Below are 19,837 nucleotides of genomic sequence, written 5' to 3'. Positions count from 1 at the left end.
GGCGACGCGCCACCGTGATGAGCGCCGGCTCGCGCTTGCGAGCCGGATGCGATCGACAACGATTTGTCGATCGCCGCGAAGAACGCCCTTCGCCTCGCGAAGGGCGGGGCCCCTAACCGCGCTGCGCGCTGGGGGAGGATCTAGGAGCACCTCAAACCCGACGATAAGCCGTCGGTTCGCCCACGCCGTTCGCCAGATAGCGCGCGCGGGTCTGGGCCAGGGGCTCGATGGCCGTGGCCATGTGGAAGGCGTTGGCGTGGATGATCCGCGTCTCGTCCAGCATCATCGCCACGTGGCCGTTCCAGAACACCAGGTCACCCCGCATCAGGGTTTCGACGGGTTCGCCGACTGCTTCCTGCTGGTCGGTGTCGCGCGGGAAGGCCTTGCCGCAGGCCAACAGCGCCTGCTGCACGAGGCCCGAGCAGTCCGCGCCCAGGCTCTCGCGGCCGCCCCAAAGATAAGGCGCGCCCAGGAACCGCTCGGCCACCGCCGCGGGGTCGGTCTCGAACACTCCCACCGGCGCCAGGTGCGCCTCGATGAACCAGCCGGCATTGGCGGCCTTGGCGAATCGCCCCTCGCGCGCCTCGACGGCGACCAGGGAATTGATCGAATAGGGGCCAAGCGCCCGGGACTTGATGCTGGGTTCGGCGAAGGCGTAGGTGCGGATGGCGGCGACCCTGTGGGTGGCCGGACCGCCGGCGGGCGTCAGGGCGGCCGTCTCCACGAAGCCCACATAGCCGTCGCGGCGGGCCTGGCCCCAGGCGTAGCCGTCGGCCGCCTCGAGCAGGTCGAACACCTCGCCGAACAGCACCTGGTCGACCTGTTCGGACCAGGGGTCGGGCGCGCGGCGCAGGGCCGCGGCCGGGACGATCGCGGTCATGGCGTGGGGATCGGCATAGGCGTCCGCCGCGACGACCCCTTCCAGGGCGCGGCTGGCGAGGTCGCCCCGGGCGGGCGTCACGCGGGGATCGAGGCTCACGCGAATCGATCCCGGATCATGCGGTAAAGGGCGCGGATCGCCTGGGCCTCGCCGCCAGAGGTGAAGCCCGGTCGGTTGCGCGGGTTCCAGGCGAAGATGTCGAAATGCGCCCAGGGGCCCGTGGGCGCGAAGCGCTGCAGGAATAGGGCCGCCGTCACCGAGCCCGCCTGCGCCCAGGCGTCGGAATCGTTCTTGATATCGGCGACGTCGCTGTCGATGCTGTCGGCATAACCCTTCCACAGCGGCATCCGCCACATAGGGTCGGAGACCGCGGCCATGGCGGCCTCGATCTGGCCGGCCAGGACGTCGTCGTCGGTATAGAAGGGCGGTAGTTGCGGGCCGAGCGCGGCCCGCGCCGCCCCGGTCAGGGTGGCCAGATCCAGGGTGAGCGCCGGCTCCAGTTCGGCGGCGCGGGTAAGCGCGTCAGCCAGGATCAGGCGGCCCTCGGCGTCGGTGTTGCCCACCTCGATGGTCAGGCCCTTACGGCTGTCCAACACGTCGCCCGGCCGCATGGCGTCGCCGGCGATGGCGTTCTCCACCACCGGGATCAGCACCGCCAGGCGCACCGGCAGCCGGGCCGTCATGATCATGCGCGCCAGGGCCAAGACGTGGGCGGCGCCCCCCATGTCCTTCTTCATGTTGCGCATGCCCGCCGAGGGCTTGATGTCCAGGCCCCCGGTGTCGAACACCACGCCCTTGCCCACCAGAGCGACCAGCGGATTGGCGTCCGCACCCCAGGTGATCTCGATCATGCGCGGACAGCGAGCCTCCACCGCCGCGCGGCCCACGGCGTGGACGGCAGGATAGTTGGCTTCCAGCAGGCCTTCACCGGCGATCACGGTGATGCTCGCGCCATGCTGCTCGGCGATCTCGCGCGCGATGGTCTCGATCTGCAGCGGGCCCATGTCGTTGGGCGGGGTGTTGACCATGTCGCGGGCCAGGGCGCAGGCGTGGGAGATGCTGCGCACCTCGGCCAGGTCGACGCCCTCGGCCACCAGGCGCGGCTGCGGCGAGCCTTTCTTCTTGTAGCGGTCGAACCGGTAGCTCCCCAACGCGAAGGCCAGGGCGATGAGGTCGGGCGCGAACTCCGGCGGGGCTGACGCGATGCGGAAGTCGCCGGCCGGCAGCCTGGCGGCCAGGGCGCGGAAGGTCATCGGGTCAGTGGAGGCGCCCAGGCCGAACAGCACCCGGTCCAGCCCGCCCTCGGTATTGGGGACCACCAGGGTCTGGCCGGGCTTCGCCTTGAAGTCCGACAACGCGGCGAAGGCCTTCACGAAGGCCTGGCGCCCGTCGAGGAACCCTTCCAGGTCCTTTTCATAGAGGGCGTGGACGGGGATGGCCGCGCCCTGATGGTGGTCGACGACGACTTCGGTCATGACGCTCTCCGGCGCCCGTCACTGAGCGCAGTTATGCTTAACGCTTCCTTTAAGCGGGCGGGGGATGTTGGCGGCCGATCACCCGGAGCCCGTCCAAGTCATGTGTCGCATGTCGGCGCTCGCCGCAACCGCCCTCGCCCCCGTCCTGGCCCCAATCCTGGCCCCAATCCTGGCGGGAGCGCTTCTGGCCGCCGCAGCCCCCGCCGCCGCCCTGCCCTGGTCCAAGGCCAAGCCCGCCGCGGCGGCTCCGGCCAAGGCGGCGACGCCCGCGCCCGCGGCCCCTCGCCGCAAGGCGACCCCCGCCGAGCGCGCCGCGGTGGCGCGCAGCGAACCCCTGGCCCGCGCCGCCTTCTGGGCGCGCGAGCTGGATGCGGACGGCGGCGACGTCGAGGCCGGCGTCCAGCTCTCCCAGGCCCTGCGCTCGCTGCAGAACTATGGCGATGCCGTCGCCGCCATCCAGCGGACCCTGGCTGTGTCGCCCGACAGCGTCGAGGCGCTGCTGGAGCTCGCCAAGTCCCATGTCGGCCGCGGCCAGGGCTTCTATGCCATCGACCCGGCCCGCCGGGTGCAGCAGCTCAACCCTCGCGACTGGCGCGCGCCCTCCCTGCTGGGCGTGGCCTATGAGCAGGCGCAGCGCGACGAGGAGGCCCTGGCCGCCCATCGCCTGGCGCTCAGACTCGCGCCGGAGAACCCCTCGGTGATCTCCAACCTGGCCCTGTTCCAGGCCACCCACGGCCAGCCGGCCGAGGCCGAGGCCCTGCTGCGCCAGGCCATCGCCCGGCCCGGCGCCCCGATTGCGGTGCGCCAGAACCTGGCCCTGGTGCTCGGCCTGCAAGGTCGTCTGGACGAGGCCGAGAAGCTGGCCCGCCAGGACCTGCCGCCCGAACTGGTGGCCAGCAACATGGCCTGGCTGCGCGCGGCCACCTCCACGGCGCCGGCGGGCCGTTCCTGGCAGGACGTCGGCCGGCCGCAGTAGGCCTAGGCGCGCACTTTCAGCATATGGACTGCGATGCCGCCATTGAGCTCCTCTTCCCGCTCCACTTGGTAGCCGAGTGAGGAATAGAGGCGAAGATTCTCCGTGAAGAGCTTGTTGGTGTAGAGCCGGGTCCCCATGAGCCCGGAGGACGCGGCCAGCTCGTCCGCCGTTTTCAGCAGCCTGACGCCGAAGCCCCGCCCCCGGAAAGCCGGACGAACGGCGACGTTCACAATCAGAAGGTGGTCGCGCTCTGGAACTGTCTCGATCAGGGCGGCCAGATGGCGGCCGACATGAAGCAGGTCAAACCGGTGCTTTCTGACCGCGTCCGAATAGTCGACCGTCATCGGCAAAGGCTCGCGGCCAATCACCTTCACCCACTTCGCGTAGGCCTCGCGGGTCAGCGCGCCTATCGCGTCGGCGTCTGCCTCGTCGGCGACCCTTAGGCTCACGGCTTCGTCCATGCGCTGCCTCCTGTGCGCGAATCTCACGACGGGCAGAAGCTTAGCAAACGTCGACAAAGGGTCCGCCATGGAGCGAAGGCGGCCATGTCCGTCAACACACATCGTGGCGGACAGCCCACCAGCCATACAGCGGCGCGTGACCTAGCGGAGATTCGGACTTGCCCAATCCATCGCCGACCTCTCGTCTTGGTTGGCTGGGCCTCCAAGAGTTGGCGCCCTAGCTGTCGGCGATCTGCTGCAGGCGCCGCGGGTCGAGGAGCGCGATCCTTCCATATTCCAACACCACCAGCCCCTCTCGCCGGAACGCCGCCAGGTGGACATTCACGGTCTTGCGCGTCAGGCCCACCAGTTCGGCGAGCGCCTGCTGGTTGAGGTTCAGCACGCTCGGTTCGGGACGTGACCTGGTGAGCGCCAGCAGGCGCGCGGCGATCCGCTGGCGCGGCGGCAGGGCGGCCAGTTCGGCCGCGGTCTGCAGGGCGCTGCGGAGCTGGAGATAGACCAGGGCCGCCACCGCGCGCCAGACATCGGGCCGGTGGCGGGCGATGCGCTCCAGCCCGGTGTCGGAGATTCGGAGCAACAGGCTCGCCTCGGCGCAGACCGCCGTGACCAAGCGCGGTCCGCCGCCGAACCGCATGGTCTGGCCGAGCGCCGCGCCCGCGCCCGCATGGCCGACGCGGACCTCCCGGTCGCCCGGCGCCTGGCAGTAGAGATCGACGGCGCCCTCGACCACCACCATCAACCCGGTCTCCTCGTCGCCCTCGGCCTGGGCCCACTGGCCGGCGGCGAGCCGCGCCAGGGCCCCCTCGGCGATCAGGGCCTGGGCCAGGCCCTGCGGATAAGGCGCCAGCCACCGCGAGGCGCGCAGCAGGGCCAGGGCGATCTCGGAATCCTGGGTCATTCCAAAATGTAACCTGAGTGACAATCTTTCGCGATGGTCTCCGTAAACTCCCGCAAACAGACAAGCGCCAGGGAGGCGACCATGACCGCCATCGTCCGTGAAACCGAGGGCTGCGGGGCCGAGATCGCCCAGGTCGCCGTGGCCCAGGCCAGCGACGCCGACATCGACCTGATCCGCGACACCGTCTATCGGCGCGGCGTCGCCTTCCTGCATGGTCAGCACCTGAGCCCCGAGGAGCATATCGCCTTCGCCGAGCGGATCGGGCCGATCGTGGTCAACCGCTACTTCCCACCCTCGGAGCGCTATCCGCAGATCGCCAAGGTGGAGAAGACGCAGGCCCAGACCACTAATATCGGCGGCGGCTGGCACACCGACCACAGCTACGACCAGGCGCCCGCCATGGGCTCGGTCCTGCTGGCCCTGGAGACCCCGCCGGAGGGGGGCGACACCCTGTTCGCCGACATGTACGCCGCCTATGAGGCGCTGTCGGACGGACTGAAGGCGACCCTGTCAGGCCTGCGCGCGGTCCATGCCTCCGAGCACATCTACGGGACCGAGGGCGTCTACGGGAAGACCGACCAGGCTCATCTCGCCGGCCACGCCGACAATCCCAGCGCCGTGCACCCGGCGGTGATCACCCACCCGGGCAGCGGCCGCAAGGCGCTCTATGTGAACCCCGCCTTCACCGTCGGTTTCGAGGGCTGGAACCGCGAGGAGAGCATGGCCCTGCTGGCCTACCTCTACCAGCACGCGACCAAGCCGCAGTTCGTGCACCGCTTCAAATGGGCGCCGGGCTCCATGGCGATCTGGGACAACCGCGCCACCTGGCACCACGCCATGAACGACTATCAGGGCCAGCGGCGGCTGATGCACCGCATCACCATCGCCGGCGGGCCGTTGCACTAACCCCGAGAAACTACTGCAGGGACGAGGCGTTGCTGGCCATCATGTCGGTGACCTTCATCACCGCCGGGCCCAGGATCACCACGAACAGCACCGGCAGGAAGAACAGGATCATCGGCACGGTGAGCTTGGCCGGAAGCTGGGCGGCCTTCTTCTCGGCGGAGGCCAGGCGCATCTCGCGGTTCTCCTTGGCCATGACCCGCAGGGCCGCGCCCAGCGGCGTCCCGTAGCGCTCGGCCTGGATCATGGCCGTGGTCACCGACCTGATGCCTGGATGGTTGGTCCGGCGGGCGAGGCCCTCATAGGCCTGGCGTCGCTCCGGGAGATACGAGATCTCGGCGGTCAGCAGGGTCAGCTCCTCGGCCAGCTCGATCGAGGTCGAGCCGATCTCGGCGGCCACCTTCTGGATCGCCGCCTCGATGGACATGCCGCTCTCCACGCAGATCAGCAGCAGGTCAAGCGCGTCGGGGAAGGCCCCGACGATGGACTCCCGCCGCTTGGTCGCGATGTTGGTGATGTAGACGTTGGGCGCGTAGTAGCCGAGCGTCAGGCCGCCGATCGAGAAGGCGGTCCGGGTCATGGTCGGCAGGCCGAAATCCTTGACCACGAACAGGTAGAAGGCGATCGCCACGGCGAAGACGAACGGCAGGACGAAGCGGAAGAAGTAGAAGGTCGAGACCGGCCGCGGACCGCGGTAGCCGGCCTGGGCCAGCTTGTCGACCACCTGCGGATCCTCCAGCAGGCGCGAGAGCTGCAGGCGCTCCACGACCTTCTTGTACATGCCCTCGTCGGTGTGTCGCAGGCTGCTCTGGCCGTTGGCCCCTTTAGTCGCCAGCGCCTCGCGCGACTTGCGCCGCAACTCCTCGCGCCGGCTCGAGACCGATTTCAGCCGGGTCTCCAGGCTGGTCCGGTTCATCATCGGCATGGCGATGGTGACGATGGTGGCGAACACCACCATGGCGACGAAGGCCGCCAGGATGTTGTCGGGGTTGGAGATGACGCTGACCAGTTCCATGCCCGCGTCCTAGATCTTGAAGTTGATCATCTTGCGCATCGTGAAGATGCCCAGCGCCATCCAGAACGCACCGGCCATCAGCATCACGTGGCCGCGCTGGTCGGTGAACAGCGGGCGCATGTAATCCGGCGCGGTCATGCTGATCAGGCCCATCACCGCTGGCGGCAGAGAGCCGATGATTATCGCCGAAGCCACCGCTTCGCCGGAGAGCGCCTTGATCTTTTCCCGCATCAGCTTGCGCGCGCGGATGACAGTCGAGAGACCACCGAGCGCCTCGGCTAGATTACCGCCGGTCTTGCTCTGGATGGCCAGCACGATCGCGAAGAACCGCACCTCCGGCGTCGGCATCTGCTCGTACATCTTGTCCAGGGCCTGATCCATCGACACGCCCATGCCGATGCCCTCCACGAGGCGGTTGAACTGGCCGGCCATGGGTTCGGAGGTCTCGCGGGCGATGACGCGGAGGCTGTCATGGACCGGCAGGCCCGATTTGATACCGCGGACGATGATGTCCATGGCGTCGGGGAAACCCTCGGTGAATTTCTTGACGCGGCGCCCGGCCAGGAAGCCCAGCACCCAGCGCGGCAGGCCGAAGCCGGCGGCGAAGCCCAGGCCCAGGCCGATGAACGGCGACTGGCCCAGGAGCAGGACGGCGATGAAGACCACCGCCCCCACCACGCCGCTGGCGATCCAGAAATTGCGGACATTGTCGCCCAGCCCCGCCTGCAGGAGCTTGGCGCTGATGCTCAGCGTCGCCTTCTTCTGCTGGCGATCCTGGTCTCGCAGGGTCTTGAGGATCTGGCGGCGGCGCTGGTCCTGGGCGCTCACCGCCGGTCTCCGGCGTCCGCCCGCGGCGCGGGTCTCGCCCCCGCTGACAATGGTCTGGGCGCGTTTGACCGTCTTGGCCTGGCCGTTGTCACCCCCGGCCAGCGCCAGGCCCAGCCCGGCGACGGTGATGAAGCCGAGAACCGCGATCAGCAGGGTGACGAGGGTCGGGCCCATGCCTATTCCGACGCGTCCAGCGCTTCGGCCAGCTCGCGTTCCAGGCCGTAGTAGCGGGCGCGGTCCCAGAACCGGGGCCGGGCGATGCCGGTGGAACGATGGCGGCCCATGACCTTGCCGTCGGCGTCGTCGCCGGTCATCTCGTAGACGAACAGGTCCTGGGTGATGATCACGTCGCCCTCCAGGCCCACGACCTCGGTGACGTGGGTGATGCGGCGCGAACCATCGCGCAGGCGGGCGGCCTGGATGATCACGTCCACCGAGCCCACGATCATCTCGCGGATGGTGCGCGACGGCAGGCCGTAGCCGCCCATGGTGATCATCGATTCCATCCGGCTGATGGCCTCGCGCGGGCTGTTGGCGTGCAGGGTGCCCATGGAGCCGTCGTGGCCGGTGTTCATGGCCTGCAGCAGGTCGAAGGCCTCGGGTCCGCGGACTTCGCCGACGATGATCCGTTCCGGACGCATCCGCAGGCAGTTCTTGACCAGGTCGCGCATGGTGATCTGGCCCTGGCCTTCCAGGTTCGGCGGCCGGGTCTCCAGGCGCACCACGTGCGGCTGCTGGAGCTGCAGCTCGGCGGCGTCCTCGCAGGTCACCACCCGCTCGGTCGGGTCGATGAAGGCGGTGAGCGTGTTGAGCAGGGTGGTCTTGCCCGAGCCCGTGCCGCCCGAGATGATCAGGTTGCACCGGCAGGCGCCGATGACGCCCAGAACCCGCGCCCCCTCGGGGCTGATGGAGTTGTACTCCACCAGGTTCTTCATGGTCAGTTTGTCTTTCTTGAACTTCCGGATGGTGAGCGTGGGGCCGTCCAGCGAAAGCGGCGGCGAGATCACGTTCACCCGCGAGCCGTCGGGCAGGCGCGCGTCGCAGATCGGCGAGCTCTCGTCGACCCGGCGGCCCACCTGGCTGACGATCCGCTGGCAAATGTTCATCAGCTGGGCGTTGTCGCGGAACCGGACATTGGTCAGCTGGACCTTGCCGGCGACTTCGATGAACACCCGGCTGGCGCCGTTGACCATGATGTCGGCGATGTCGTCGCGGGCCAGCAGCGGCTCCAGGGGACCGTAGCCGAGCACGTCGTTGATGATGTCCTGGACCAGCTGGTCCTGCTCGACCACCGACATGGAGACGTTCTTGATCGCCACCAGCTCGGCGACGATGTCGCGGATCTCCTCCCCGGCCTGCTTGACGTCGAGCTGGGCGAGCTGGGCCAGGTCGATGGTGTTGATCAGGGCGTTGAAGATCGTGGTCTTGGTCGCGTGGTAATAGTCCGACTGCTCGCGGACCACCTGGGTCGCCGGGGCCGGACCCTGGGCGGCGCGGAGCTGCTCGAAGGCCAGGGTCGGCTTGGGGCCGGCGGCGGAGGCCTGGGCGGCGCGCTCGGCCTTGGTCGGGATCGGTATCGCCGCGGCCGGCGCGGGCGCCGCGGCGGGCTCGATGCGCTGGGGACGGGTGGCGATGGGCGCGCTGTCGCCCGCCGCGGGGGGCGGCGTTGACGGCCGCGGCCGGGGCGCTTCGCCTTCGGTGGGACGCTTGCCGAACATCCTATTTGCGCTTGAACAGGTTGGAGAACATCGAGGTCTTCTGGACCGCCGGCGGGTCGCGGCGGGCGATCTGCTGGGCCAGGTGGTCGATGCCTTCGGCCGACCGGGACTTGGGACCGACCTCGGCGATCATCTGGCCGTTGTTGGCGGCCTGACCGAACAGCTTGGGATCGAAGGGCAGGCAGAGCGTGGGCGTCAGGCCCAGCGCCTCACCGAAATCCTTGACCGGGATCTCGGGACGGCCGGGCACACCCACCTGGTTCAGCACCAGGCGCGGCGGGGCGTCGTTGGGGCGCGCGCGGCGCACCAGGTCGACCATGTTCTTGGCGTTGCGCAGCGAGGCCAGGTCCGGCGTGGCGACGATCACCAGGTCGTCGGAGGTCAGCAGGATCTTGCGCTTCCACGCAGTCCAGACATGCGGCAGGTCCAGCACCACGAAGGGCGCCGCGCCGCGGATCTTCTGTGTGACCTCCTCATAGGCCTCGCCGCCGATCTCGTAGTCGGCGTCCAGGGTGGCCGGCGCGGCGAACAGGCTGAGCCGCTCGGTGCAGCGGGCCATCATCCGGTCCATGAGCACCGGATCGAGGCGGTCGGGTTGCGACAGGGCGTCGACGATGCCCTGCAGCGGATCCTGGTTGAAGTCGAGGCCCGCGGTGCCGAAGGCCAGGTCCAGGTCGACCAGCACGGCGCCGGTCTGCAGCCGCTCGGTGATCGAATAGGCGACGTTATGGGCCAACGTCGAGGCGCCCGCTCCGCCCTTGGCGCCGCAGAAGGCGATCTGGCGACCCACGAAGGGGGCCGACGGGTCGGCGTAAAGGCCGGCCACCGTGCGGACCATCTGCAGCGGGTTGAGCGGCGGGACCAGGTATTCCGAGACGCCCCGGCGCATCAGCTCGCGATAGAGGGCGATGTCGTTGGCCGAGCCGATCACCACCACCTTGGTGCCGGGATCGCAGACCTGGGCGAGGCGATCCAGCAGGCCGAGCAGCTCGGCGCCGGTGTCCAGGCACTCGACCATCACCAGCGAGGGCGTGGCCTGGTTCTGGTAGATATCGACCGCCGCGGCCAGGCCGCCCATGCGGGTGACCACCGTGGTGCGCTCCATGCGCCGGTCCTCTGTCGCCCGGTCGGCGAGCTCGGCGGTCTCCGGCGTCGTACAGAAGATGTGGATGGTGATGCGCGGCAGCAGCGTCTCGCCGAACGCGGCTTCCGCGCCGGCCAGCATCTCGTGGACCGGATTGGGAACGGCCACCCGGACGGGCTCCGACGCGGCGCCCAGGGACAGCGCGGCATCCAGGTCCCCGATCGAGGGAGCGACCGGCGAGGCGGCGAACGGGTCGGATTCGGCTTCCACCGCGACGGGAGCCTCGCTCCAGGTGTCGGTCGGCGGCGCGGCGGCGAACTCGTCGTCGGCGTCGAAGTCCAGCTCGAAGGGATCTTGGGTCGACTTCGGGTTCATTGGATCGCGCCCCGCATCACTTCACCACCTGCGAAACGGCGCCCGTCGCCTGCTTGTCCGCCTGCGAGGACGTATTCTCGCCCTTGCGGTACTTGGCCATCACGTCCACGCGGCGGGCCGCGTCCGGCGCGGTCGTCGCGCGTGGGCCCTTGAAGTCGGCGGGATTGGCGATCTGGGCGGCCATGTTGGCCGTGACTGCGCAACCGAAATTGGGCTGCACCTCGTTGGCCATGCTGTGGGAGATGTTGGTCCACGAGCGGCCGCACTCGGGGATCACCGCCTGGTGGCGCAGATAGCCGACCAGCAGGGGCGGGCTCGCCTCTCCCTTGGCGTCATAGCCGACGATACGGATCTGGTCAGGGCGGACACCCTGGCCGGTCAGGAAGGTGCGCGCGCCCTCGCCGGTGCGGAACGCCGCCGAGCCGTCGACGCCGGGGCCGCTGGGAGCTTGCAGTGTGATGGTCCCTCCCTCGACCTCGCGCCAATCGGCGGCGAACCCGGCCAAGGCGTCAGCCTGGGTCGACGAAAGGCCCGCGGCGTGGACCGCCAGTCGGATCTCGTGCGGCTGGCTGGCCACCTCGACTTTCCACAGTTCGGTGGGAGTCCGCGGATCGGCCACCTGGCCGACGTCCATCGAGGGCGGCGTCGCGCAGGCCGACAAGGCGGCGAGACTGGCCAGGACGGCGAAGCGATGCATCGGGGCGAACCTCATTCGATCACGTACCCATAGGGGCCCTGATAGGCGCGGCCCGTGTCGGCTTGCGGCTTGGCCTTGTAGGCCTTGGTCAGCGCGCCCATCAGCAGGGTCGAGTGGTCGCTCGCCACCCGCATCCCGTCGACCGGCGTTTGCAGGCGATCGGCGCTGGTCGCCTGGACGATGTAAGGGGTGACAATGATCACCAGTTCGGTCTCACCGGCCAGGTAGTCGCGCGAACGGAACAGCGACCCCAGGACCGGCAAGGTGGTCATGCCCGGCAGGGCGTCGATGTTCTGGCGGGTCTTCTCCTGCAGCAGGCCCGCGATCATCATGGATCCGCCTGACGGCAGCTCAACGGCCGTCTCGGCCCGGCGCACGATCAGGGCCGGAATGGTCAGGGTCGCATTGGCGCCCGGCGAGGACAGGGAGAAGGCCCCGTCAGTGGTCAGTTCGGAGACCTCGGTGGACATCTTGATGGCGATGCGGCCGGACGACAGCACCACCGGCGTGAAGCCCAGGCCCACCCCGAAGGGCTTGAACTCCACGGTGACGGCGCCAGTCGAGTCCTGGGCCACCGGCACCGGGAATTCGCCGCCCGCCAGGAACCTTGCGGACTCTCCGGAGACGGCTGTCAAATTCGGTTCGGCCAGGGTGCGGACCAGACCCACGCGTTCGAAGGCGCGTAGGGTTGCTTCACCCTGATTCCGCCCCCCCACTTCCCGCACGGTCGCCGAGCCGCCGCCGAGGAGCGCGCCATTGACGGCGAAGGTTGCGGCGGTCCCGAGCAGGAATTGGGTGTCGCCCAGTTCTCCGACGATCGCGTTGAGATTGAAACCGAGCTGCTTGATCGCGTTTCGCTGCATCTCCACGATGCGGACCTTCAGCATCACTTGGTCCTTGCCCGCGATGCTGAGCATGTTCAGCACCATCTCCGGCTTGGCCACGGCGGCGCGGGCGATCTGGTTGGCCTTGTCGGCGTCGGCCAGGTTGGCCACCTGGCCCGACAGGATCAGACTCTCGTTCATCGCGTCGACCCGCACGTTGGCGCCGGGGATGATGCGGTTGATGGTCTGGGCCACCGCGCTCGGGTCCTGGTCGACCCGGATGTCGAGGCTGAGGATGCGGCGGCCGGCGCTATCGAAGAACACCGCGTCGGTGGTGCCGGTCTTGAGCCCCAGGATGAAGATCCGCCGCTGCGTGCGCAGCATGGCGTCGGCCACGGTCGGGCTGGTCACCAGCACGTCGCGCACGTCCACCGGCAGTTCGACGATGGCCGACTTGCCGACCGGCAGGCTGAGCGACTGGGTGTTGCCGCCGCCGGCCAGGTCGACGCGCATGACCGCCGCGGAGCTCGACAGCCCCGCGGCCAGCGTGTCGGACTGGGCGAGGGCTGGGTTTAGCGGCGCCAGGATCGCGGCGGCGGCCAGGGCCAGCGCGCCCAGGGAACGGAACGGGCTCATTGGGCGACAACCTCCGAAACTTGACCGCCGCGATAGACCCGCAGGCCGTCGCCGGTCCGGCTTGGCCCCCCGCGTCCGGCGACGCCTCCCGCGTCGGCGTAGGAGCGCAGGGCCAGCTGCATCTCGCCCAGAGCCTTGCCGCGCGCCAGGACCTCGACGTCGGAGGCCGGCAGCTCCAGGGTCGCCACGGCGCCGACGATGGTCTTGGCGTCCTTGCCGGGCGCGGTCGCCTGGTCGATCGCCAGGACGCGCAGATTGCGCATGAGGACCTCGGTGACGACGCCGTCGCCCTCGGCCGCCTTGCGGCTCTGCAGGACGTCGACCCGGTCGCCGGGCAGGATGAAGCCGCCGGCGGCGGTCTCGGCGTTGATCGGGACGGCCATGGCGCGCATGCCCGGCGCCACGACCACGGCCATGTAGCCGCTCTGGCCAGCACGGACGACCTTGCGGGCCATCATCGGCTCGCCCTTGAGAATGGCTTCCTTGACGATGGCGCCCTCGAAGGCCTGGATCGGCCCCGGGGTCATGATCATGTCGGTGGTCACCTTGGCGGCGGTCTTCACGGCCTTGTCGGCCCCCTGCGCGGGGACCGACGGCGCGGCGCCGTCGGTGACGAAGGCGGCGTTGAGGGACTCGGTTGGCCAGGCCTGCCAAGTCATGTCGCCAGGCGCCAAGCGCACGCCGATGGGCAGGTCGCGCTTGGCCACCAGGACCTGGGCCATCGGCTTGGCGGGCGCGGCGGTGGCGATCATCGGGGTTGGCGGCGCCTTGGGCGTGAGCATCCCGCGCACCAGGAAAGCGAGCGCGATCGCGGCGATCGCGGCGACGGCGAGGATGGCGATGCGGACGGCGCCCATGATGCGACTACCCGAAACTCCCGCATTGCGGGCGAACGACGCGGCCCCGGCGTTTCGCCAGGGCGTGCGATTCGATTGTCCGACCTTCTGCCGGCTACACGTCTATTGGCCCGCCATGGTTAACGTCGGGCTAAGGGCTGGTGATCATCCCAACCCCGCGAACGCCTTCAGCACCGCGCTCGTCGGAAAGGCGACCAGGGCCCCGACGGCGATGGCGACGCCGTAGGGCACGCTCTCGCCCGGAGTGGCCAGGCGGTTGAACCAGGCCGGTCCGGCCGGCACGAAGGCGCGCGCGCGCGATGAGCGCAGGCTGAGCAGGCCCATGGCCAGGGCCCCACCCCCCACCCCGGTGGCCAGCAGGAAGGTGACCGCCGCCGGCCAACCGAGCCAGAGGGCCGCGGCCGCGAACAGCTTGGCGTCGCCGCCGCCGATCCAGCCCAGGGCGAACATCGCCATGCCGGCGACCAGCGCAGCAACGCCGATCGCGAACTGCAGGCCGATCGTCTCAAGAGGCAGGCCCAGGGCCAGCGCCGCGGGTACGAAGGCGAGGATCAGCCCACCTGATATCCAGTTGGGGATCGTGTAGGTGGTGACGTCCCGCAGCGCCGCGACGATGACCAGGGCCGGAAAGACGAAGAGCAAGGTGGCTTGCACGATCGGCGGCATGGAGGACGGACCTTGGCGGCGGCGATAGTGCGGCAGGATCGGACAATGGGATGAACGGAGCGTTGAAATAGAAAAGCCGCGGCGCTTTCGCGACGCGGCTGCGGGAGGCTGGGATATCCTGGAGACCGTCAGTCCACCGGAACGGCGGCGGCGACCTGCGAGAAGACCTCGGCGATCTGGCCGCCGAGCGTGGTGACCGCTCCCACCAGGACCACTGAAACCATGGCGGCGATCAGGCCATACTCGATGGCGCTGGAGCCCGACTGATCTGTGGCGAACCGTGAGAAGAAAGTCTTCATGGATCGAACTCCTGGTGGACTCCAACGGCGAGGCGAACCCACAGGGCCAAAAACGCAACCGCGGCGGCTTTCGCCGCCGCGGCGCGTCTTGGTGCCGAAGCCTGACTTAGGCGGCGGCGTCGAGGTCGGCGCCGAGGCGGCCGAAGAGTTCGCCGAGGTCGGTCGCCAGGGCGCCCATGGCGCTGACCAGGACCACGGCGATGAGGGCGGCGATGAGGCCGTACTCAATGGCGGTGGCGCCGGATTCATTCTTCACAAAGCGAGTGACAAACTTGGACATGCTCGATCTCCTTTTTGCTGCGAGCAGACTGTTGAGGGATCAAGCCAGTTGGCCTGCTCGCCCCGAAACGCAGGGACACATTCGCCCATCGCGTTTAATGTCGAGTAAACAACGGAGTATTCGAGAAGAAGTTTGTATGGTTTACTTGTGTTTACTGTTATCAACCGTTAACCATGCGGCCCGAAATGGCCATAAAACGCTGATTTGACATAATGATTCTCGCGCGCACGCGTAGAGGCGGAAATTCAGTCTTTCTTGACCATTCGCGCCCAGCCTCGCCGTACGATTTTTTCCGGACAGCGATCCCATGCGACGTCTTCTGATCAGCCTGACCGCCGGCCTGGCGCTCCTGGCGACCGCCTCTCAGGCCGACGCGCCGACGCTGGCGGTGCCGATCAACCAGAGCGCCCGCCTCCTCCTGCCGGCCGGCGCCCGCGACGTGATGATCGGCAATCCAAGCATCGCCGACGTCAACGTCATCGATGGCCGCAGTGTCGTGGTCCTGGGCAAGGGCTATGGCGTGACCAACCTGCTGGTCATAGACGCCCTGGGCCGCACGGTGCTGGAGCGCCAGGTGGTGGTCTCGGGTCCGGGCAGCGGCCGCGTCTCGGTGATCCGGGGCGGCCAGGTGGACAGCTACGCCTGCGCCGGCTCCTGCGAAAAGGAACCGCCGCCGGAAGACAAGGCGAAATCGGCGGCGCCGCCGCCCCCTTAAACCTCCGGTTAGCCAGATTTGGCTATGCTTCCCAGGTTCGTAGGCCTGGGGACGCCATGTCGCGCCTTGTCAGAAAATGCGTCACCGCCCTGACGCGGTTCGCCCGCGAGAAGCGCGGCGCCACGGCCGTGGAGTTCGCGATCATCGCGATCCCCTTCATGATGCTGATGTTCGGAGTCATTGAGATCGGCATGGTGCTGTTGATCTCCGCCACCCTGGACACCGCCGTCGAGTTCGCCGCCCGCAACGTGCGCACCGGCGAGTTCCAGCAAGGCGGCGCGGTCTCCAAGGACGACTTCAAGGGTCTGGTGTGCCGCAACATGACCTGGCTGCAAGGCAGCTGCCCAGCCCGGATTATCGTCGAGTCGCAGACCTTCGACACCTACACAAACGCCCGCGACTCCACGGCCGCGGTCGCCGCGACCTTCGACCCCGCCACGCCGCGCTGCTGGTCGGTCGGCGCACCCAGGGACATCGTGCTGATGCGCGTCTACTACCAGTGGGACCTGTTCACCCCGATGTTGAACAGCTCGCTCGAGAATATGGGCGGCGGCAAGCGGCTGATTGTCTCGTCCTCAGCCTTCCGCAACGAGCCCTATGACCCCAACCAGGATCCGGTAGGCGCCGCATGCTGAAACGTCTCGCCCGTGATCGCCGCGGCTCGGCCGCCGTCGAGTTCGCCTTCATCGCCCCGGTCGTCCTGATGATGTACTACGGCATGGTCGAGGCCAGCCAGGGCATGCTGGCCAACCGCCGCGCGGGCCACGTGGCCACGGCCGTGGGCGACATCGTCGCCCAGGACGGCCAGACCACCATCGCCCAAGTGGACGAGATCTTCGACATCGCCGGCGCGATCTTCCGCCCGCTGCCGACCAACACGCTCAGCATCCGCATCACCAGCATCAAGATCGAGACCGACGGCACCCAGACCGTCCTGTGGTCCCAGACCAGGGGCTCCCTGCCCGTGCTGACGGGCACGGTGACGGACGTGCCGCCCGCCATGGTCGTTCCGGGGTCCGGCGTGATCCGCGCCGACACCACCTATACCTACAACTCAACGCTCCAGAAGATGCTGCCCGAGCCGATCCAGATGGCGCACACCACGCACATGAAGCCCCGCGCTTACGTGCCGGTGCTGCGGCCGAACTAGAGCGCCTTCGCCAGGCGCTCGACCAGCGCGTTCGGCCCAAAGTCCGTCGCATCGAGGGCGGCCACGCCCCTCACCCCGATCAGGCTGTTGGTCAGGAACACCGCCTCCGCGCCGATGAGATCGGGCGGCCCGGCGGCGACCTGCGCGGTCTCCACCCCGAGCCCGGACGCCGCGGCGATCACCCGGGCGCGCATCACGCCGGCCAGCGCCCCGCAGTCCAGGGCCGGCGTGAACAGCCGCCCTGCCCGCACCCAGAAGATGTTGGCCGCCGCGCCGCATGCGACCTCGCCCCGGTTGTTCAGCATCACCGCCTCGTCGGCGCCCTTCCCGCGCGCCTGCGCGCGGGCCAGGACATTGTCGAGATAGGCCAGGGTCTTCAGCCGCGAGGCCGGCGAACCCTCGTTGCGGCGCACGGCGCTGAGCGCCAGGCGCGCCGGACCTTGGGGCGCCGCGGACGCCGCGGCGGTGGCGAACAGGCGCGGTGTCGGCTCGGCAGGGCGATCCAGTCCGCGGCCGCCCGAGCCCGCCGTCAGGGTCAGCCGCACCGCCACGCGCGGCGTCGCCACATCCGCCAACGCCTGGCGCATCAGCCGCTCGGCCTCGGCCCGGTTCGGCGGCGGCAGGCCCAGGGTCACGCACCCGGCGGCCAGGCGGTCCAGATGGGCGTCGAGATCGGCCAGGACGCCATCCACCGCCAGCAGGGTCTCGAACAGGCCGTCGCCCAGCAGCAGGCCCCGGTCATCAGCTGGAACGCCGTCGAGGGCGATCATGCGCAACTTCCCTGCAGGGCGCGCAGCAGCGCCGCGATCTTGGCCTCGGTCTCCAGGCGCTCGGCGTGGGGATCGGAGTCGGCGACGATCCCCGCACCGGCCCGCGCCTCGGCGCTCCAGCCCTCGGCGTCCTCCACGAAGGCGGCGGTGCGGATCAGCACGCTGGAGTCCAGCGCGCCGTCGACTCCCGCCCAGAACAGCGAGCCGCAATAGGGGCCCCGCGGGCTCTCCAGCCCGGCGATCACTTTCATGGCCTGGACCTTGGGCGCCCCGGTGATCGAGCCTGGCGGGAAGGCCGCGCGCAGCAGGTCGACGGCCCCGCGCCCCTTGGCCAACCGCCCGGTCACCGCCGAGACCAGGTGATGCACATTGGCGAAGCTCTCCACGGCGAACAGCTCCGGAACCCTCACGCTGCCGGGGATGCAGACCCGGGCCAGGTCGTTGCGCATCAGGTCGACGATCATCAGGTTCTCGGCCCGGTCCTTGTCGCTGGCGCTGAGCTGCCGGGCCAGGTGGGCGTCCTCTTCGGGACAGCGGCCGCGCGGGCGGGTACCCTTGATCGGCCGGGTCTCGACCTGGCCGCCCTCCACCTGCAGGAACCGCTCGGGCGAGTTGGAGACGACCGCCAGACCGGGCAACCGCAGATAGGCGGCGAAAGGCGCCGCGCTCTGCCCTGCCAGCCGCGCGAACAGATCGAATGGCCTGGCCCCCGCCGCCAGTCGCCCCGACCAGGCCCGCGCGATATTGGCCTGGAAGATCTCGCCGGCGTGGATGCGGGCGACGACGTCGGCCACCGCCGCCTCATAGGCCAGCGGGTCCGAGCCGGTCATGCCGTCCGACAGTACGCCGCCGGCCGGCACGCGGGGCGCCAGGTTGACCCAGCCACAGGCCGCCGCCGCCCGAGCCCCCGCCTGCGCGGCGTCGCCGCCGCGGCCCACCGCCACCACCTCCCGCCGCTCGTGATCGAAGGCCAGCAGGGCGGGATAGCGGCCCGCGGCGAGGTCGGGCCAGCCGGCCTGCCTGCCCAGGCCCAAGGCCTCGACCGCGTCCCCCAGCTCATAGCAGGCCAGGCCCGCGATCCCGCCCTGGAACGGCGGCCCGTCGGGAAGGCTGGCCTGCGCGGGACCCAGCAGGCCGTCCAGGCCCTCGAACGGATCCTGGCCGGGCGGCGCCAGCAGGGTCGCCTCGGGCGCCCGGGCCACATAGGACCAGCGCCCCCGCGGCCCGCCGCCGCCGGACACGAAGCCGATCGCCCACGGCTCCTCGGCGAAGGCCGAGAGCACCTCGACCGGATCGCGCCAGGAGGTCCGGAGCTGCGCCACGCACTGCATGGCGCGGGCCTTAGCCTTCACGGGCCATGAGGGGAAGTCAGACTTGGGCGTCGCCTCCGCGCACGAACAGCAGGCCGACGAAGCCGATGGCCAGCAGGATGATGATCATCGCGAAGCCGCCCTGCTGGCTATGGAAGATGTTGGTGCCCAGATTGACCAGGAACGAGCCCAGCCAGATCGTCGCCGTGCCCGACAGGGCATAGACCCCGAAGAAGGCCCCGGTCTGCTCCGGCGGGGTCAGCCGCACCAGCAGGGTGCGGCTCGAGGCGTAGTGGGCGGTGATGAAGATGGCGTTGGAGAAGCCGATCAGCAGGTAGATCCACTCCGGCAGGCTACGGAAGAACGGCCCGTTCCACATCGGCGCGTGGGAGGTGGGATCATAGGCCCAGAAATAGAGGATCTGCTCGGGCCCCATGCCGATGATGGCGATGATGCCGACCAGCGACATGAAGATCTCCACCTGCACCGCCCGTCGCGGCCCCAACCCTGCGTCCAGCCAGCGCCCGACGAAGCCGCCCAGGACCGCCAGCACGGTCAGGATGATGCCGTACATCAGCATCTCCAGCGCGCCCCAGCCCATCACCCCGCTGGCGTAGATGCCGCCATAGATCAGGATGGCGGTCATGCCGTCGACATAGAACATCCGGCTGATCAGGAAGATCGCCGCGTCCTTGTAGTGCTTCATCCCGGCGACCATCCGCCAGAGGTCCACGGCGCCCTGCCCCAGGGCGCGGAACACCGGGACCCCGGTCGGCTTGGCGTCGGGGGTGAACAGGAAGAGCGGGATCGCCCCGATGGCGAAGGTGATCGCCGCCATGGGGCCCACGATCCGCTCCGGCTCATGCAGCAGGGGTTCGAGCCCGAACAGCGGCTTCTCGGGCACGCAGGGCAGGCCGCTGCCCGGCAGGGCGAAGGCCCAGGCCGTGAACCCCAGGGTCAGCAGGGCGAAGGCGTTGCCCAGCGCCAGGGCCAGGCCGGACGCCTTGTGCGCCGCCGAGA

Annotated in this window: 22 protein-coding genes; 5 read left to right on the top strand and 17 right to left on the bottom strand. The window is 69.4% G+C overall.

Going from position 1 to position 19,837, the window contains the following annotated elements; translation table 11 throughout:
• Window positions 1-151: 151 nt before the first annotated feature.
• Window positions 152-979: an NlpC/P60 family protein gene (locus Q8Q77_RS18390; RefSeq protein WP_305585276.1), complete on the bottom strand. Its 828-nt coding sequence runs from the start codon at window positions 977-979 to the stop codon at window positions 152-154.
• On the bottom strand, window positions 976-2,355 hold the full coding sequence (locus Q8Q77_RS18385; RefSeq protein WP_305585275.1) for a M17 family metallopeptidase: 1,380 nt from the start codon (window positions 2,353-2,355) through the stop codon (window positions 976-978). The genes Q8Q77_RS18390 and Q8Q77_RS18385 overlap by 4 nt, the downstream gene beginning before the upstream one ends.
• A 100-nt stretch (window positions 2,356-2,455) precedes the next feature.
• Between Q8Q77_RS18385 and Q8Q77_RS18380 the strand changes: the two genes are divergently transcribed.
• Entirely contained in the window at window positions 2,456-3,331 is an 876-nt protein-coding gene (locus tag Q8Q77_RS18380) for a tetratricopeptide repeat protein (protein ID WP_305585273.1), read from the top strand.
• Between the two features lie 2 nt (window positions 3,332-3,333).
• Here Q8Q77_RS18380 and Q8Q77_RS18375 read toward each other — a convergent pair whose 3' ends face one another.
• Together Q8Q77_RS18375 and Q8Q77_RS18370 are read right to left on the bottom strand one after the other, a co-directional pair.
• Window positions 3,334-3,792, bottom strand: coding sequence for an N-acetyltransferase (locus tag Q8Q77_RS18375; RefSeq protein ID WP_305585271.1), 459 nt, complete (start codon window positions 3,790-3,792; stop codon window positions 3,334-3,336).
• 217 nt (window positions 3,793-4,009) lie between these two features.
• On the bottom strand, window positions 4,010-4,690 hold the full coding sequence (locus Q8Q77_RS18370; protein ID WP_305585268.1) for a Crp/Fnr family transcriptional regulator: 681 nt from the start codon (window positions 4,688-4,690) through the stop codon (window positions 4,010-4,012).
• Between the two features lie 81 nt (window positions 4,691-4,771).
• Here Q8Q77_RS18370 and Q8Q77_RS18365 point away from each other — a divergent pair, with 81 nt between their 5' ends.
• Window positions 4,772-5,596: a TauD/TfdA family dioxygenase gene (locus Q8Q77_RS18365; RefSeq protein ID WP_305585265.1), complete on the top strand. Its 825-nt coding sequence runs from the start codon at window positions 4,772-4,774 to the stop codon at window positions 5,594-5,596.
• 10 nt (window positions 5,597-5,606) lie between these two features.
• Here the strand turns inward: Q8Q77_RS18365 and Q8Q77_RS18360 are convergent, their stop codons facing one another.
• From Q8Q77_RS18360 to Q8Q77_RS18315, 10 genes are all read right to left on the bottom strand, one after another.
• A complete protein-coding gene (locus Q8Q77_RS18360; protein WP_305585263.1) occupies window positions 5,607-6,608 on the bottom strand; it encodes a type II secretion system F family protein in 1,002 nt (333 codons plus the stop codon).
• A gap of 9 nt (window positions 6,609-6,617) precedes the next feature.
• Window positions 6,618-7,610: a type II secretion system F family protein gene (locus Q8Q77_RS18355; protein ID WP_305585261.1), complete on the bottom strand. Its 993-nt coding sequence runs from the start codon at window positions 7,608-7,610 to the stop codon at window positions 6,618-6,620.
• A gap of 2 nt (window positions 7,611-7,612) precedes the next feature.
• Window positions 7,613-9,154 carry a CpaF family protein gene (locus tag Q8Q77_RS18350; protein WP_305585260.1) on the bottom strand — a complete coding sequence of 514 codons (1,542 nt, stop codon included), beginning with the start codon at window positions 9,152-9,154 and terminating at the stop codon, window positions 7,613-7,615.
• A 1-nt stretch (window position 9,155) separates the two neighbouring features.
• Window positions 9,156-10,613 carry a CpaE family protein gene (locus Q8Q77_RS18345; protein ID WP_305585258.1) on the bottom strand — a complete coding sequence of 486 codons (1,458 nt, stop codon included), beginning with the start codon at window positions 10,611-10,613 and terminating at the stop codon, window positions 9,156-9,158.
• A 16-nt stretch (window positions 10,614-10,629) separates the two neighbouring features.
• Complete coding sequence (locus Q8Q77_RS18340; protein ID WP_305585256.1) at window positions 10,630-11,310, bottom strand: CpaD family pilus assembly protein; 681 nt, start codon at window positions 11,308-11,310, stop codon at window positions 10,630-10,632.
• A gap of 11 nt (window positions 11,311-11,321) precedes the next feature.
• Window positions 11,322-12,770, bottom strand: a complete 1,449-nt coding sequence (locus Q8Q77_RS18335; RefSeq protein ID WP_305585254.1) for a type II and III secretion system protein family protein — start codon at window positions 12,768-12,770, stop codon at window positions 11,322-11,324.
• Window positions 12,767-13,627 carry a Flp pilus assembly protein CpaB gene (gene cpaB, locus Q8Q77_RS18330; RefSeq protein ID WP_305585252.1) on the bottom strand — a complete coding sequence of 287 codons (861 nt, stop codon included), beginning with the start codon at window positions 13,625-13,627 and terminating at the stop codon, window positions 12,767-12,769. Before cpaB ends, Q8Q77_RS18335 begins: the two co-directional genes overlap by 4 nt.
• Before the next feature lie 144 nt (window positions 13,628-13,771).
• Window positions 13,772-14,293: a prepilin peptidase gene (locus Q8Q77_RS18325; protein ID WP_305585251.1), complete on the bottom strand. Its 522-nt coding sequence runs from the start codon at window positions 14,291-14,293 to the stop codon at window positions 13,772-13,774.
• A gap of 128 nt (window positions 14,294-14,421) precedes the next feature.
• A complete protein-coding gene (locus tag Q8Q77_RS18320; RefSeq protein ID WP_305585250.1) occupies window positions 14,422-14,592 on the bottom strand; it encodes a Flp family type IVb pilin in 171 nt (56 codons plus the stop codon).
• Window positions 14,593-14,698: 106 nt separating this feature from the next.
• Window positions 14,699-14,872 (bottom strand): Flp family type IVb pilin, encoded by a 174-nt coding sequence (locus Q8Q77_RS18315; RefSeq protein WP_305585248.1) that lies wholly within the window; start codon window positions 14,870-14,872, stop codon window positions 14,699-14,701.
• Between the two features lie 307 nt (window positions 14,873-15,179).
• Here Q8Q77_RS18315 and Q8Q77_RS18310 point away from each other — a divergent pair, with 307 nt between their 5' ends.
• Genes Q8Q77_RS18310 through Q8Q77_RS18300 form a run of 3 tightly spaced genes read left to right on the top strand, consistent with a single transcriptional unit; the run spans window position 15,180 to window position 16,737 of the window.
• Window positions 15,180-15,587: a pilus assembly protein N-terminal domain-containing protein gene (locus Q8Q77_RS18310; RefSeq protein ID WP_305585247.1), complete on the top strand. Its 408-nt coding sequence runs from the start codon at window positions 15,180-15,182 to the stop codon at window positions 15,585-15,587.
• 56 nt (window positions 15,588-15,643) lie between these two features.
• Window positions 15,644-16,222, top strand: coding sequence for a TadE/TadG family type IV pilus assembly protein (locus Q8Q77_RS18305; RefSeq protein WP_305585245.1), 579 nt, complete (start codon window positions 15,644-15,646; stop codon window positions 16,220-16,222).
• Window positions 16,216-16,737 carry a TadE/TadG family type IV pilus assembly protein gene (locus Q8Q77_RS18300; RefSeq protein ID WP_305585244.1) on the top strand — a complete coding sequence of 174 codons (522 nt, stop codon included), beginning with the start codon at window positions 16,216-16,218 and terminating at the stop codon, window positions 16,735-16,737. Before Q8Q77_RS18305 ends, Q8Q77_RS18300 begins: the two co-directional genes overlap by 7 nt.
• Here Q8Q77_RS18300 and Q8Q77_RS18295 read toward each other — a convergent pair.
• The 3 genes from Q8Q77_RS18295 to Q8Q77_RS18285 all read right to left on the bottom strand — a co-directional run.
• On the bottom strand, window positions 16,734-17,507 hold the full coding sequence (locus tag Q8Q77_RS18295) for an aminotransferase class IV (protein WP_305585242.1): 774 nt from the start codon (window positions 17,505-17,507) through the stop codon (window positions 16,734-16,736). The genes Q8Q77_RS18300 and Q8Q77_RS18295 overlap by 4 nt on opposite strands.
• Window positions 17,504-18,859, bottom strand: a complete 1,356-nt coding sequence (gene pabB / locus Q8Q77_RS18290) for an aminodeoxychorismate synthase, component I (RefSeq protein ID WP_371130479.1) — start codon at window positions 18,857-18,859, stop codon at window positions 17,504-17,506. The genes Q8Q77_RS18295 and pabB overlap by 4 nt, the downstream gene beginning before the upstream one ends.
• Window positions 18,860-18,875: 16 nt before the next feature.
• On the bottom strand, window positions 18,876-19,837 hold a 962-nt coding region (locus tag Q8Q77_RS18285), incomplete at its 5' end, for an MFS transporter (protein ID WP_305585240.1).

The organism is Phenylobacterium sp., from assembly GCF_030698145.1.
GTDB lineage: Bacteria > Pseudomonadota > Alphaproteobacteria > Caulobacterales > Caulobacteraceae > Phenylobacterium.
This window is presented reverse-complemented; position numbering and strand designations above follow the sequence as displayed.

What these genes read in the sequence shown, in the direction of transcription:
- cpaB (WP_305585252.1), bottom strand. Translation starts at nt 13,627, where the DNA reads ATGGGCGCCGTCCGCATCGCCATCCTCGCCGTCGCCGCGATCGCCGCG.
- Q8Q77_RS18320 (WP_305585250.1), bottom strand. Translation starts at nt 14,592, where the DNA reads ATGAAGACTTTCTTCTCACGGTTCGCCACAGATCAGTCGGGCTCCAGC.
- Q8Q77_RS18340 (WP_305585256.1), bottom strand. Translation starts at nt 11,310, where the DNA reads ATGCATCGCTTCGCCGTCCTGGCCAGTCTCGCCGCCTTGTCGGCCTGC.
- Q8Q77_RS18305 (WP_305585245.1), top strand. Translation starts at nt 15,644, where the DNA reads ATGTCGCGCCTTGTCAGAAAATGCGTCACCGCCCTGACGCGGTTCGCC.
- Q8Q77_RS18360 (WP_305585263.1), bottom strand. Translation starts at nt 6,608, where the DNA reads ATGGAACTGGTCAGCGTCATCTCCAACCCCGACAACATCCTGGCGGCC.
- Q8Q77_RS18365 (WP_305585265.1), top strand. Translation starts at nt 4,772, where the DNA reads ATGACCGCCATCGTCCGTGAAACCGAGGGCTGCGGGGCCGAGATCGCC.
- Q8Q77_RS18335 (WP_305585254.1), bottom strand. Translation starts at nt 12,770, where the DNA reads ATGAGCCCGTTCCGTTCCCTGGGCGCGCTGGCCCTGGCCGCCGCCGCG.
- Q8Q77_RS18350 (WP_305585260.1), bottom strand. Translation starts at nt 9,154, where the DNA reads ATGTTCGGCAAGCGTCCCACCGAAGGCGAAGCGCCCCGGCCGCGGCCG.
- Q8Q77_RS18385 (WP_305585275.1), bottom strand. Translation starts at nt 2,355, where the DNA reads ATGACCGAAGTCGTCGTCGACCACCATCAGGGCGCGGCCATCCCCGTC.
- Q8Q77_RS18345 (WP_305585258.1), bottom strand. Translation starts at nt 10,613, where the DNA reads ATGAACCCGAAGTCGACCCAAGATCCCTTCGAGCTGGACTTCGACGCC.
- Q8Q77_RS18355 (WP_305585261.1), bottom strand. Translation starts at nt 7,610, where the DNA reads ATGGGCCCGACCCTCGTCACCCTGCTGATCGCGGTTCTCGGCTTCATC.
- Q8Q77_RS18295 (WP_305585242.1), bottom strand. Translation starts at nt 17,507, where the DNA reads ATGATCGCCCTCGACGGCGTTCCAGCTGATGACCGGGGCCTGCTGCTG.
- Q8Q77_RS18325 (WP_305585251.1), bottom strand. Translation starts at nt 14,293, where the DNA reads ATGCCGCCGATCGTGCAAGCCACCTTGCTCTTCGTCTTTCCGGCCCTG.
- Q8Q77_RS18310 (WP_305585247.1), top strand. Translation starts at nt 15,180, where the DNA reads ATGCGACGTCTTCTGATCAGCCTGACCGCCGGCCTGGCGCTCCTGGCG.
- Q8Q77_RS18375 (WP_305585271.1), bottom strand. Translation starts at nt 3,792, where the DNA reads ATGGACGAAGCCGTGAGCCTAAGGGTCGCCGACGAGGCAGACGCCGAC.
- Q8Q77_RS18370 (WP_305585268.1), bottom strand. Translation starts at nt 4,690, where the DNA reads ATGACCCAGGATTCCGAGATCGCCCTGGCCCTGCTGCGCGCCTCGCGG.
- Q8Q77_RS18380 (WP_305585273.1), top strand. Translation starts at nt 2,456, where the DNA reads ATGTGTCGCATGTCGGCGCTCGCCGCAACCGCCCTCGCCCCCGTCCTG.
- Q8Q77_RS18315 (WP_305585248.1), bottom strand. Translation starts at nt 14,872, where the DNA reads ATGTCCAAGTTTGTCACTCGCTTTGTGAAGAATGAATCCGGCGCCACC.
- Q8Q77_RS18300 (WP_305585244.1), top strand. Translation starts at nt 16,216, where the DNA reads ATGCTGAAACGTCTCGCCCGTGATCGCCGCGGCTCGGCCGCCGTCGAG.